The sequence below is a fragment of the Stenotrophomonas sp. CFBP 13725 genome (genome assembly GCF_014841935.1).
GTDB lineage: Bacteria > Pseudomonadota > Gammaproteobacteria > Xanthomonadales > Xanthomonadaceae > Stenotrophomonas.
Genome location: NZ_JACYUV010000001.1, coordinates 369,549 through 382,227, shown reverse-complemented (window position 1 = coordinate 382,227; position 12,679 = coordinate 369,549). Strand labels below are relative to the sequence as shown.

Here is a 12,679-nt window from a genome sequence, read left to right as displayed (position 1 = left end):
CACCCCCATGGCGAGCCAGACGGACCCCTCCCTGTACCGCACCGACGGCCAGCGACGAGCGCCCGGCACGCGGGTGAAGGACCGCAGCGGTATTGGCATGGCCGACCGCATCAGACAGCACGATTGGACCGCCTGCCCATTGGGTCCTCAGGCCGTATGGCCGCCCCACCTGCAGGCCACGGTGGATCTCATGGCGGCCCATGGCTTCCCGATGATCGTGCTGTGGGGCACTGATCTGCTGCAGATCTACAACGACGGGTATGCCGAGATCATGGCGGAAAAGCATCCGGCCGGCCTGGGGCAGCCTACCGCCGAGTGCTGGCCCGAGGTGTGGCACATCAACGGGCCGATCTACGACCGGGTGTGGCAGGGCGAAACCCTCGTATTCTCCGACAAATGCTATCCGTTGCACCGGCGTGGCGCGCTGCAGGATGTCTGGTTCACCATCACCTACAGCCCGCTGCGCGACGGTCACGGTGACATCGAGGGCGTGCTGGTCACCATGTTCGACACCACCGCCGAGCATGTCGCGCGCGTGGAGCGCGAACGGTCAGAGGCCGAGCTGCGTCTGAGCAACGAGCGCCTGCGTCTCAATGAAGAGCGCTTCCGGCAGTTTGCTGCGGCCTCGTCCGATGTGCTGTGGATACGCGACGCCGATACGCTGGCTGCCGAGCTGCAGAGCACCGCCTTCGATGCGGTGTACGGCATCGCCGCTGACGAGGCGGCCTGCGAGCTGCGGGAGTGGGCGGCACGCGTGGTGCCCGACGACCGGGACGCCGCGATCGGCACGCTGCGCGACGTCCGCGACGGCACCCGGCGCGTACATGAATTCCGCGTGTTACGGCCGTCCGATGGCCAGTTCCGTTGGATCCGCGACACCGTTTTTCCGCTGTTCGATGCGCAGGGGCGGGTGACCCGCATCGCGGGAATATCCAGTGACGTGACCGACGAACGCCGCTGGACCGAGCACCAGAGCGTGCTGGTGGCCGAACTGCAGCACCGTGTCCGCAACATCATGGCCACCATCGGATCGATCACGCTGCGGACGCGCGAGTCGGCGACCAGCGTGGAGGACTATGCGCAGCGGTTGTCGGGCCGGGTGATGTCCCTTGCGCGCACGCAGGCGCTGCTGACGCGTGCAGCGAACGTGGGCATCGATCTGCGCACCTTGCTGACCGACGAACTGGGCTCGCACGCGGCGACCGGGTCGCGGGTGGTGCTGCGTGGGCCATCGACCGTGGTGCCACCGAAGGCCGCCGAAGTGCTGTCGCTGGCGATCCATGAGTTGGCCAGCAATGCGGTACGCCACGGTGCATTGCGCGAGCCGAGCGGGCGGGTCGACGTGACCTGGTCGCTGCGCGAAGGGGGGCCGGAACGGTGGCTGGACGTGCGCTGGCGGGAGACCCATGCGCCGCGCGACGACTGGCAGCAGCCACGTCGCCGTGGTTTCGGGACGGCGCTGGTGGAAGAGCGCATTCCGTACGAGCTGGACGGAGAGGGCCACCTGCGCATGAGCCCGGACGGCACCGAGGCGCATATTTCGTTCCCCCTGCGCCAGCGTGACAGCATCCTGCAGACCGACGCGCCGAGCAGTGCCGGCGTGGGCGGTGGATCGGTCGACCTGGGCGATGCGGCGCTGCTGGCCGGCTGCCGGGTGCTGGTGGTCGAGGACGATTTCTATCTGGCGCACGACACCGCCGCGGCCCTGCGCAGCGCCGGTGCCGAGGTTGATGGCCCCCATTCGTCGGCCGCCACCGCGCTGCATGCATTGTGCACGGGCCACGTGGATGCTGCGGTGGTCGATCTCAACCTCGGACGGGGAGCAGAGGCGTCCTTGGTGAAGGCGCTGCAGGCGGCGGGTCTGCCTTATGTGGTGGTCACCGGCTATGACGACACCGTCGAAAGCGGGATGCAGGCCGCCTGCGTGCGCCTGCAGAAGCCGGCCGCTGCGGCGAGCACCGCCCGCGCCCTGGCCGGGTTGGTCCGGCAGCGGCGCCACTGAGCCCCATGCGCGATTCCTGAAAGCTGCGTGCGTCCGCGCCTGTTTCAATAGCCCTGCGTCGCCGGTATCGGGACGCACCCTCACGCAGTCGTTGGCAACGGGGTTATGGCTGTATGAAGCAAAGAGGAGGCGTTGCGGACGCGGGTTCGAGTCCCGCCAGCTCCACCACGTGAGTATTGGGGGGCCAATGCTCAGCTGAAGGGGCTGTATTGGTTTCGACGTGGCGAGTAATCAGCGTGGACAGCTCGGGAGGCGACCGACGTTACCGGCGCAAAAACCATAATCGCCAGTAACGACGATTATCGTCAGGTCCTTAAAGCGGCCTGATCCACGCAAGCGCACGTGGTCATCGAACGCGCAGGCACCCCGTCGGCAACGACGGGGTGTTTTTTTTGTCCAATCAGATGCAGCTGCGTCAGCCCTCGCGGAGCGGTTCTCGTCCAGCAAGGGGCAAATCTGACAGCGTCGGCGGCATCCCGGTGGTAGGTGTTGCCCTGTGCACCCCACGCATCGGGGTGCTAGCCTGCAGCTCCCACGACCCACGCTGCACCGCATGAAATACCGCCTGTTCCTGCTCGATCTGGATGACACGCTGCTGGATTTCAGGGCCTCGGAGCGGCTTTCTTTCAAGCGCATGCTCGCCAGTCTTGGGGTGCCCGATACGGCAGAGGCGGTGTTCGCGGACTACCAGGGGATAAACCGGGGTCTGTGGACCGCGCTGGAACAAGGTGAGATCAGCAAGGATGTGCTGAAGGTCGAGCGCTTCCGCCGGCTGTTTGCGTTGCATGGCATCGATGCCGATCCGCGCAGGGCAAGTAATTCCTATCTGGACTGGCTGCCGCAGACGGTGGTCCTGATCGACGGCGCACGTGCGCTGTGCGATGCCTTGGCCGCGCAGGGCGAGATCGGCATCATCACCAACGGCATCGAGCACGTGCAGTCACGGCGCATCGCCGTATCCGGCCTCGCAGATCGCATCAGCTTCGTTGCCACGTCCGAGGCCTGTGGACATGCGAAGCCGGATGAACGCTTCTTCGCTTTCAGCACCGCGATGGCGCGCCGGTTCGTCAAGTCGCAGACGGTCATCATCGGTGACCGCCTGGAGGCGGATGTGCTGGGCGCGAACCGTTACGGGATCGACAGCTGCTGGTTCAATCCCGCACGGCTGCCGAACGACGGCAGTGCGACGCCCACGCTTGAAGTGCACGCGCTGCGCGACATCCCGACACGTTTCGCCGCCTGCTGAGGTTGGGAAATGCACGGTACGCACACACCGGGCACGCAGGATGCTTACATCCGTGTCACTACGGTGGTAACTACTTTCCTGATCACCTCAAGCGGAGCACACGCCATGACCGAGCACACCCCCATTCCCGAAGGTACCCTGATTGTCGTGGCTGACGGCGGTTCTGCGCGCGTGTTCACCAACGTCGGCAGCAAGACGGAGTTGAAGCTCAAGCAGCAGGATGAGCTGGTGCTGCGTGATGTCAGTGATGCCGGTGTGTCCGGGCAAGGCCCGTCGGGCGCGGTGCCGAAAGACATGACCATTTCACAGCTCAACGAAGCGACCTTTGCCAAGCAGTTGGCCGAGCAGCTCAACGATGATGCGTTGAACAACCGCTATGCGCACCTGGTGCTGATCGCCGACCCGCAGACGCTGGGACGTATCCGTCCGCAACTGCACAAAGAAGTGCAGTCGCGACTCGTACGCGACCTGGCGAAGGACTTCACCAACGCACCGCTGGAAGACATCCAGCGCGCACTGAGCTGACAGCATGCAGACCGCACCTGACACCGCGATGGCCAGCGAACCGACCCGCGCGCAGATTGATGCGGGCAGCGGCTGGCTGCTGCTGGAGTTTGGCGCGACCTGGTGCGGGCACTGCCAACTGGCCAAGCCGCTGGTCGCAGCGTTTGTGCAGCAGCGCGGCGTGCCGCATCAGTGGGTTGAAGATGGGAAGGGGCGGCCACTGGGTCGCTCCTTCAGCGTAAAACTGTGGCCGACGTTGATCCTGCTGCGCGACGGGCAGGAGGTAGGCCGGGTAGTGCGTCCCGCTGTCGCAGACGATCTCGACGCCTTGGCGGCAACGTTGGGGCGTTGAGGTTGGCATGTCGCGCGCAGGCGCGGCAGTGCAACATGCTGGCGTGCTTTCGTGATGCTAGGATCGACTCTCCTGAATCGATCTAAATGCCGACCATGGGAATCAGCGTGACGCGTCACTGGGTGGCCTGGGCTGCGGGCATCTGCCTGGCCACCGGCTCAAGCCTCACCAGCGCAGCCACGATCGGGGAGCGCGCGTTCGCCTCGGTGGACCCGTTCATCGGCACGGCCGGTGAGGGTCACACCTACCCCGGCGCCACGGTGCCGTTCGGCATGGTGCAATTGAGTCCGGATACCCGCATCCAGCCCCGCGAGAAAGCCTATGACTGGGCTGCTGGCTACCGCCATGACGACACCAGCATCGTCGGCTTCTCGCACACGCATTTCTCGGGCTCCGGGCATTCCGATCTGGGCGACGTGCTGTTGATGCCGTACACCGGCGATCCGGGCCTGGAGCGGGGCGATCCGGAGAAACCGCGTAGTGGCTATGCCTCCCGCTTCACGCACGACGACGAAAAAGCCGAGCCCGGCTACTACGCGGTCACCCTGGACGACTATCGCGTACGCGCCGAACTGACCACCAGCGAGCGCGTCGGTGTGCACCGGTATGCGTTCGCCAAGGGCGATGAAGCGAAGGTGCTGTTGGACCTTCGCACCAGCCTGTACGACTACCCCGGCAAGATCCTGTGGTCGCGCCTGCGGGTACGCGACGACGGCACCGTGACCGGATTCCGCGAAACGCGGGGCTGGGCGCCGGGTCGGCAGCTGTACTTCGCCCTGCGTTTCTCGCGGCCCCTGCAGGCGCATGCGCTGCACAATACGGAAACGGACATCGCCTACAAGGGGTTTCCGCCGCCGGGCCACGGGTCGCCGTTGCAGCGGGCGCAGATCGAAGGACGGCAGCTGGTGGCCACCTTCGACTTCGGCACGCTTCAGGGCCCGCTGGTGGTGAAGGTCGCGATTTCTTCGGTCAGTGAGGCCGGCGCGATCGCCAACCTGGATGCGGAGGTACCGGATTACGACTTCGACCGCGTGCGCGCCGAGGCCAAAAAGAAGTGGACCGACGCGCTGGGCGTCCTGGACATCGACGCACCGCGCGCCGACCAGCGCAGTGCCTACACGGCGCTGTACCACTCGCTGCTGGGCCCGACATTGTCGATGGATGTGGATGGGCAGTACCGCGGCCCCGACAATGCCGTGCATCGCGCGGAAGGCTTCCGCCACCATTCGACGTTCTCGTTGTGGGATACCTACCGCGCCCTGCATCCGCTGCTGACCCTGGTGCAGCCGGAGCAGCGCAACAGCGACTTCATCAATTCGCTGCTGGCCCACCAGCAGCACAGCCCCTACAGCATGCTGCCGGTGTGGTCGTTCCATGGCCAGGAAACGTGGTGCATGATCGGCTACCACGCGGTACCGGTAATCGCCGACGCGTACCTCAAGGGCATCCGCGGCTTCGATGCGGACAAGGCGCTGGATGCGATGGTCGCGACCGCGAACCACGGTCCCTACGATGGCATCGCGCAGTATCGTGAGCTGGGGTGGGTGCCGATCGACGAAGAAGGCGAGGCGGCCAGCAAGACGCTGGAATATGCCTACGACGACTGGACCATCGCCCGCATGGCCGAGGCGATGGGCCGCAGCGACGTGGCCGCGACCTTCAACAAGCGCGCCGGCAACTGGAAACATGCGTTCGATGCGGAGACGGGTTTCATGCGGGCGCGCAAGCGCGACGGCAGCTTCCGTACGCCGTTTGATCCATCGGCGAGCGGTTACGGCACCGACTACACGGAGGGCAATGCATGGCAGTACTCCTGGTATGTGCCGCAGGACGTGCGGGGTCTGGCCGACGCACACGGCGGGGCCGACGCCCTGCTGGCCCGGCTGGACCAGGTGTTCGAGGCGAAGGTGGATCCGTCGGTGTTCGAGCACATGGAGGACATCACCGGTCTCATCGGCTGGTATGCACACGGCAACGAACCCAGCCATCACGTGGCTTATCTGTACGCCCACGCGGGGCAGCCCTGGCGCACGCAGGCACGCCTGAAGCAGATCATGGACACGCAGTACGCCGACCGTCCTGACGGGCTGGCCGGCAACGATGACCTGGGACAGATGTCGGCGTGGTACCTGTTCACGGCGTTGGGGTTCTATCCGGTGGCACCGGGCAGTGGCGAGTACACCATCGGCCGGCCGTTCCTGCCGAAGGCGGCGTTGCATCTGCCGAACGGCAAGACGTTCCGCATCGTCGCCGATGGGCTGAAGGCCGGACACGCCTACGTCGGGTCCGTCACGCTCAACGGCACGCCGCTGCAGCGAGCGTTCCTGCGCCACGATGAGATCCTGGCAGGCGGCGAGCTGCATTTCGTGATGCAGGCCGAGCCCAACACCGCATGGCCAGGACAGGGCGCCGACGCCCCGTATTCGATGACCCGGGCAGAGTAAGGTCCCGGACGAAGGCGCCGCTGCGCTCGCCGAGCGTGGCTCGGCGCTACCGTTCTCATAACGCCCCGCGGCCCCGGCAACGCCGACCACCGGCGGAATCGATCACCGTGCGACACCGGGTAGCGCCGAGCCGTGCTCGGCGGAATGCCGGCCAGGTGCGGGAGGACGAAAGGCGCCGCTGCGCTCGCCGAGCGTGGCTCGGCGCCACCGTTCCCACAACGCCCCGCGGCCCCGGCAACGCCGGCCATCGGCGGAATCCATCACCGTGCGACACCGGGTAGCGCCGAGCCGTGCTCGGCGGAATGCCGGCCACGTGCGGGGTGACGAAAGGCGCCGCTGCGCTCGCCGAGCGCGGCTCGGCGCTACCGTTCCCATAACGCCCCGCAGCCCCGGCTACGCCGGCCACCGATGGATCCATCACCGTGCGACACCGGGTAGCGCCGAGCCATGCTCGGCGGAATGCCGGCTACGTGCGGGGTGACGAAAGGCGCCGCTGCGCTCGCCGAGCGTGGCTCGGCGCCACCGTTCCCACAACGCCCCGCGGCCCCGGCAACGCCGGCCACCGGCGGAATCCATCACCGTGCGACACCGGGTAGCGCCGAGCCATGCTCGGCGGAATGCCGGCTACGTGCGGGAGGACGGAAGGCGCCGCTGCGCTCGCCGAGCGTGGCTCGGCGCTACCGAATCGGTGTCGTGCGTGATGCCGGGTACGCCTCAACCTTCGGCGTCGATCAGCCCTTGCTGGCGCGCGGCGCGCAGGTCGTCCGGTGTGTCGATATCCAGCTCCAGTTCCGTGCTGGGCAGCAGAAACACCGTCTCGCGCGGGAGCGCACGCAGCCGCTGGCGGAACCCGCCGCCGACCGTGCCCGGAGACACCGCGTCGAACCAGTGTCCCGGCACCACGGCGGGGACGGCCGCCAGTCCGTGCAGCAACGTCGCAGCGCAGCCAGAGGCGGACCCGCGCGCACCGTCCAGCAATGCCCGCAGGTGTCCCCGCGTCAGCGCCGGCTGATCGCAGAGCATCACCAGCACCTGCGGAACTGCCCGCACCGCATCCGCTGCCCTACGCAGGCTGTCGGCCATGTCCGCAGTGGGACTCGTGTTGACCAGTTGCGTGCAGCGGAGATCCGCCAGCGCCTGCGATGTGGCCTCGTTCGCCTCGGCGACCACGACCCACACCGCCTCCGGCGCCGTCTCAGTCGCGAGGCGCACCGCGCGGTGCAACAGGGTTTCTCCATCGCGGCACAGCCACTGCTTGGGCTGGCCGAGACGCGTGCTGCCGCCGGCCGCCAACACCACGACCGCGTGCGCAGGTGCACCCGTCGTCATGAAACGGGCAACGCGGACGCGTGGCGCCATGCCTGGAGCTGGGCGGCAATACTCAACGCGATCGCATGGGGTCCGCGACCGCCCAGATCCAGACCAATCGGCGAACGCAGGCGGTCCGCCAAGGCCTCGAGGGCAGCTGGCGGAAGCAGCGTGAACAGGTCATCGCGACGCCGTGCAGGACCCAGCAGACCGACGAAGGGTACCTGCGTTGCAGCAAGGGCGTTCAAGGCCTGCAGGTCCAGTTCGAAGTTGTGGTGCATGACCAGCACCGCATCGAACGGACCGCCTTCGGCCAGCGCCGCCTCGACTCCGTCCGAGGCCACCGCCAGCGCGCAGCGCTCACGCCATGCGATACGTGGGTCGTTGACGGTTACCCGCCATCCTAGACCGCGCAGTGCAGGAACCAGAGGCGTTGCCTCGGGCCCTGCACCCAGCAGCAGAACACGCGGCGGGGGCGCCCACTGCAGACTCCAACGGGTCTGCTCGGCACGCCACGGCACCGCCTGCACTGGCAGACGTGCCTCGCTGCACTGCGTGTCGCAGGCCAGCCTGACACCCCCAGACGCATCGAGTGCCAGCCGCAGGGCGCCGGCCCCGTCCAACCAGGCCTGGAGCACGGGCGTGCACCCCGGCAACGCACCCAGCGGGATCAGCGCGATGCGCTGGCAGCCCCGGCAACCGACGGCGTTGCCGCTGAACAGCGCAGCGTCATCGCGGGTATCGATCTCCATCCAGTCGATGCACCCCTGGGACGCGGCCTGCAGCGCGCAGCGTTCGATCTCCGGCTCCAGGCAGCCACCGCTCAACCAACCCACGTGCTGATCCTGGGCGAACAACACGACCGTGCCGGCACGCGCGTAAGTCGAGCCCAGCGTTTCCAGCACCACCGCGATGGCCGCCGGTTCGCCGGTACCGAGCGCGCCGATGCACGCCTCCAGTACCTGCGGCAGCCCGGCGTCGTGCACCTCCATCACCGTTTCATTGAAGGGCAGGGTCACGCGATATCCGGCAGGCCCGGCAGCAGCTTGTCCAAGGTGACCGGGTAGTCACGGACACGCACCCCTGTCGCGTTGTAGATCGCATTGGCGACCGCCGCGCTCACCCCGCACAGGCCCAGCTCGCCCACGCCCTTTGCTTTCATCGGCGAGGACACGGCGTCTGCCTCGTCCAGGAACACGACCTCCTGGTGTGGCACGTCGGCGTGCACCGGCACTTCGTAGCCGGCCAGGTCGTGGTTGACGAAGAAGCCCAGGCGCGTATCCACGGCAAGCTCCTCTGAGAGCGCCGCGCCGATGCCCATCGTCATCGCACCGATGACCTGGCTGCGCGCCGTTTTCGGGTTGAGGATGCGGCCGGCCGCGCACACGGCCAGCATGCGACGGATGCGACTTTCACCGGTGGCCATGTCAACGCCCACCTCGACGAAGTGGGCGGCGAACGTCGACTGCTGGTACTGCTCCTGCAGCTTGTCGAACTCGATGAAGTCCTCCACCACCAGTTCACCGTCGGCTGCGGCCTTGCCCAGCGGTGCCGAACGCGTGCCATCGCGTACCGTGCCATCGGCGAAGGTGGCGGTATCGGCGGAGAAGCCCAATCGCGCCGCCACGGTTTCGCGCAGCTTGGTGCAGGCGGCGAATACGCCTGCCGTCGCACTGTTCGCACCCCACTGGCCACCCGACCCGGCGGAGGCAGGGAAGCTGGAGTCGCCGAGTTTCACCGTCACCTGATCGAGCGACACGCCGAGCATTTCAGCGGCCGTCTGGCCCAGGATCGTATAGCTGCCGGTACCGATATCCGTCATGTCCGTTTCGACGGTGACGTGGCCTTTGCCATCCAGGCGGATGCGGGCACCGGATTTCATCACCAGATTGTTGCGGAAGCCCGCAGCGACCCCCATGCCGACCAGCCAGCGCCCATCGCGCTGCTGCGCGGGAACGGCGGACCGCTTGTCCCAGCCGAAGCGCTGAGCACCATCACGCAGGCACTGCACCAGTTGGCGCTGGGAGAACGGACGCTTCGGATCGGAGGGATCCACCTGCGTATCGTTGCGGATGCGGAACTCCACCGGGTCCAGCTTGAGCTTCTCCGCCATCTCATCCATGGCGATTTCCAGCGCCATCAGGCCAGGCGTTTCGCCGGGCGCGCGCATCGCGTTGCCTTCCGGCAAGTCAATCGTGTGCAATCGCAGGCCGGCCAAGCGGTTCGCACCGGCGTACAGGAACTTGGTCTGCTGGATCGCCTCTTCCGGCGAGCCACCCGGCAGGTTACCCGACCAGGATTCATGCCCGATCGCGGTGAGCGTGCCCTCTGCCGTAGCCCCCAGGCGGATGCGCTGGATGGTGGCGGGGCGGTGGGTCGTGTTGTTGGCGATCAGCGGCCGCGACAGCGCCAGTTTCACCGGTCGCTTGGCCGCCCGTGCACCCAGCGCGGCGAGCACCACGTCGGAGCGGATGAACAGCTTTCCGCCGAAGCCGCCGCCGATGTACGGCGAAATCAACCGGACCTTGTCCTCGGGCACGCCGAGCGTCTTGGCCAGGTCCTTCTTGCCCCACTCGATCATCTGGTTGGACGTCCACACCGTCAGCTGGTCACCCTCCCACGCGGCCAGCGATGCATGCGGCTCCATCATGGCGTGGGACTGATCCGGCGTGTGGTACGTGGCATCCAACGTCACCGGCGCCTCGCCGAAGGCTTTTTCGAAACTGCCCACGCGCGCATCCGGATCGGTGTCCTGCAGCGGTCCACCGGCCGCCTTCGCGGCATCGAGGTCGAACACGCCCTTCGCGGGTGCGTAGCGGATACGCACCAGGTCAGCGGCCGCGCGTGCCTGCTCGAAGGTTTCCGCCACGACCAGCGCCAGCGCCTGATGGTAGTGCGCCACCTCAGGGCCGCCGAGCAGCGCAGCCGCATTGCGTCCCGCCTTGTGCAGGGTGCCGGCATTGTCGGCGGTGACGATGGCCAGCACGCCCGGCGAGCGACGCGCCGCGTCAAGCTCCATCGAGGTCACGCGGCCTTTGGCGATGCCAGCACCGACCACGTAGCCGTAAGCGGGCGAGGGCACGGCGTCATGCCACTCGTAGGCATATTTCGCGTGACCGGTGGTCTTCAGCGGACCGTCGATACGGTCCAGCGGCTTGCCGACCACCTTCATCTGGTCGATGGGATTGCGTCCCGCAGGGGTGTCGAATTTCATGGATCAGCTCCTCGCCTGCATCAATACCGACGCCAGCGTGCGCTGCGCCAACTGGACCTTGAACTGGTTCTCCGGTGTCGGCGCCGCACCCTGGAGCAGCGCACCGATCACGGCCTGCGCGCCCTGCGGCAGCAGGGCGTCGGCTGCATCACTGCGCCACGGCTTGTAGGCGACACCGCCCAGCGCGACACGGCCACTCCCGTCGGCCTGGATCACCGCCGCGACCGACACCAGTGCGAAGGCATACGACGCGCGGTCGCGTACCTTGCGATACAGATGCGTGCCGCCCAGCGGCGCAGGCAGCCTGACGGCGGCAATCAGTTCGCCCTTCTCAAGCAGGGTTTCGATATGCGGGGTACTGCCCGGTGCGCGATAGAACGTGTCCAAGGCAATCTGCCGCGTGCTGCCGTCCGGCCGCACGGTCTCCACCACGGCCGCCAGCAGCATCATCGCCACCGCCATGTCACTGGGATGGGTGGCGATGCAGGCCGTGCTGGTGCCGATGACCGCCAACTGCCGACTGACACCGCCGATGGCCGCACAGCCGCTGCCGGGAAGGCGCTTGTTGCAGGGCTGGGCGGTGTCATAGAAATACGGGCAACGGGTCCGTTGCAGCAGGTTGCCTGCGGTCGTTGCCTTGTTGCGCAGCTGGCCGGACGCACCGGCAACGAGTGCGCGTGTCAACAGCGCATAGTCACGACGGATGCGCGCATCGGCCGCCAGGTCGGTATTGCGGACAAGGGCGCCGATGCGTACGCCGCCGTCGTCGGTTGCCTCGATGGTGTCCAGCTTCAGGCCATTTACATCGATCAGATGGGTCGGGATCTCGATTTCGAGCTTCATGAGATCCAGCAGGTTGGTGCCACCGGCGATGAAGCGCGCGCCGTGGGTACGTGCAGCGGCCGCCGCCGCTTCGGCCGGCGTGCGGGCGCGTTCGTAGGTAAAGGCTCTCATGCGCGCTTGCCTCCCACGTCTTCGATCGCGTCCACGATGTTGGAATAGGCGCCACAGCGGCAGATGTTGCCGCTCATGCGTTCGCGGATTTCTTCGGCGCTGAGCGTTGCGCCCGCCTGCAGGTCGCCGGTCACGTGGCTGGGAATGCCGTCCTTGATTTCCTGCAGCACCGACACGGCCGAACAGATCTGGCCGGGGGTGCAATAGCCGCACTGGTAGCCATCATGCTTGACGAAGGCCGCCTGCATGGGGTGCAGGTCATCCGGTGACCCCAGCCCTTCGATGGTGGTGATCTCGGCCCCTTCGTGCATCACGGCCAGCGTCAGGCAGGCGTTGATCCGGCGGCCATCCACGATGACGGTGCAGGCACCGCATTGTCCGTGGTCGCAGCCCTTCTTGGTGCCGGTCAGCTGAAGGTGCTCGCGTAGCGCGTCAAGCAGGGTCACGCGCGTGTCCAGCTGCAGCGACTGCTTCTTGCCATTGACGCGAAAGTTCACTTTTTCGACGACCGGAGCGCGGGCCGGCTCACGTGCACCGGGGACGTCAGCCATGGCCGTGGGTATCGCGATCACGGACGCCGAGCCCGCGCCCAGTTTCAGCAGGTCGCGCCGGCTGAGCGCGAATTCGGAAGGGGTATTCATGCAGGACAGTTCCT

Annotated in this window: 10 protein-coding genes; 5 read left to right on the top strand and 5 right to left on the bottom strand. The window is 66.9% G+C overall.

The window, feature by feature from the left end; translation table 11 throughout:
- The first annotated feature begins 7 nt into the window (after positions 1-7).
- From IFT65_RS01620 to IFT65_RS01600, 5 genes are all read left to right on the top strand, one after another.
- The gene (locus tag IFT65_RS01620) at positions 8-2,002 is read left to right on the top strand and encodes an HWE histidine kinase domain-containing protein (protein WP_192079618.1); all 1,995 of its coding nucleotides are present in this window, start codon (positions 8-10) and stop codon (positions 2,000-2,002) included.
- 553 nt (positions 2,003-2,555) lie between these two features.
- On the top strand, positions 2,556-3,248 hold the full coding sequence (locus IFT65_RS01615; RefSeq protein ID WP_192079615.1) for a YjjG family noncanonical pyrimidine nucleotidase: 693 nt from the start codon (positions 2,556-2,558) through the stop codon (positions 3,246-3,248).
- A gap of 105 nt (positions 3,249-3,353) precedes the next feature.
- Positions 3,354-3,773: a host attachment family protein gene (locus IFT65_RS01610; protein WP_192079614.1), complete on the top strand. Its 420-nt coding sequence runs from the start codon at positions 3,354-3,356 to the stop codon at positions 3,771-3,773.
- 4 nt (positions 3,774-3,777) lie between these two features.
- Complete coding sequence (locus tag IFT65_RS01605; RefSeq protein ID WP_192079611.1) at positions 3,778-4,104, top strand: thioredoxin family protein; 327 nt, start codon at positions 3,778-3,780, stop codon at positions 4,102-4,104.
- An 86-nt stretch (positions 4,105-4,190) separates the two neighbouring features.
- Positions 4,191-6,548 carry a GH92 family glycosyl hydrolase gene (locus IFT65_RS01600; protein WP_192079610.1) on the top strand — a complete coding sequence of 786 codons (2,358 nt, stop codon included), beginning with the start codon at positions 4,191-4,193 and terminating at the stop codon, positions 6,546-6,548.
- 714 nt (positions 6,549-7,262) lie between these two features.
- Here IFT65_RS01600 and IFT65_RS01595 read toward each other — a convergent pair.
- From IFT65_RS01595 to paoA, 5 genes are read right to left on the bottom strand one after another with little or no spacing between them, the layout of a single operon-like run.
- A complete protein-coding gene (locus tag IFT65_RS01595; RefSeq protein ID WP_249404985.1) occupies positions 7,263-7,907 on the bottom strand; it encodes a nucleotidyltransferase family protein in 645 nt (214 codons plus the stop codon).
- A complete protein-coding gene (locus IFT65_RS01590) occupies positions 7,874-8,875 on the bottom strand; it encodes an XdhC family protein (RefSeq protein ID WP_342365825.1) in 1,002 nt (333 codons plus the stop codon). The genes IFT65_RS01595 and IFT65_RS01590 overlap by 34 nt, the downstream gene beginning before the upstream one ends.
- On the bottom strand, positions 8,872-11,070 hold the full coding sequence (paoC, locus tag IFT65_RS01585; protein WP_192079608.1) for an aldehyde oxidoreductase molybdenum-binding subunit PaoC: 2,199 nt from the start codon (positions 11,068-11,070) through the stop codon (positions 8,872-8,874). Before paoC ends, IFT65_RS01590 begins: the two co-directional genes overlap by 4 nt.
- A gap of 3 nt (positions 11,071-11,073) precedes the next feature.
- Entirely contained in the window at positions 11,074-12,024 is a 951-nt protein-coding gene (locus tag IFT65_RS01580; RefSeq protein ID WP_192079606.1) for a xanthine dehydrogenase family protein subunit M, read from the bottom strand.
- Entirely contained in the window at positions 12,021-12,665 is a 645-nt protein-coding gene (gene paoA / locus IFT65_RS01575; RefSeq protein WP_188323960.1) for an aldehyde dehydrogenase iron-sulfur subunit PaoA, read from the bottom strand. The genes IFT65_RS01580 and paoA overlap by 4 nt, the downstream gene beginning before the upstream one ends.
- Positions 12,666-12,679 lie beyond the last annotated feature (14 nt).

Coding starts and splice junctions, on each gene's coding strand:
- IFT65_RS01620 (WP_192079618.1), top strand. CDS start 8: ATGGCGAGCCAGACGGACCCCTCCCTGTACCGCACCGACGGCCAGCGA.
- IFT65_RS01615 (WP_192079615.1), top strand. CDS start 2,556: ATGAAATACCGCCTGTTCCTGCTCGATCTGGATGACACGCTGCTGGAT.
- IFT65_RS01610 (WP_192079614.1), top strand. CDS start 3,354: ATGACCGAGCACACCCCCATTCCCGAAGGTACCCTGATTGTCGTGGCT.
- IFT65_RS01605 (WP_192079611.1), top strand. CDS start 3,778: ATGCAGACCGCACCTGACACCGCGATGGCCAGCGAACCGACCCGCGCG.
- IFT65_RS01600 (WP_192079610.1), top strand. CDS start 4,191: ATGCCGACCATGGGAATCAGCGTGACGCGTCACTGGGTGGCCTGGGCT.
- IFT65_RS01595 (WP_249404985.1), bottom strand. CDS start 7,907: ATGGCGCCACGCGTCCGCGTTGCCCGTTTCATGACGACGGGTGCACCT.
- paoC (WP_192079608.1), bottom strand. CDS start 11,070: ATGAAATTCGACACCCCTGCGGGACGCAATCCCATCGACCAGATGAAG.
- IFT65_RS01580 (WP_192079606.1), bottom strand. CDS start 12,024: ATGAGAGCCTTTACCTACGAACGCGCCCGCACGCCGGCCGAAGCGGCG.
- paoA (WP_188323960.1), bottom strand. CDS start 12,665: ATGAATACCCCTTCCGAATTCGCGCTCAGCCGGCGCGACCTGCTGAAA.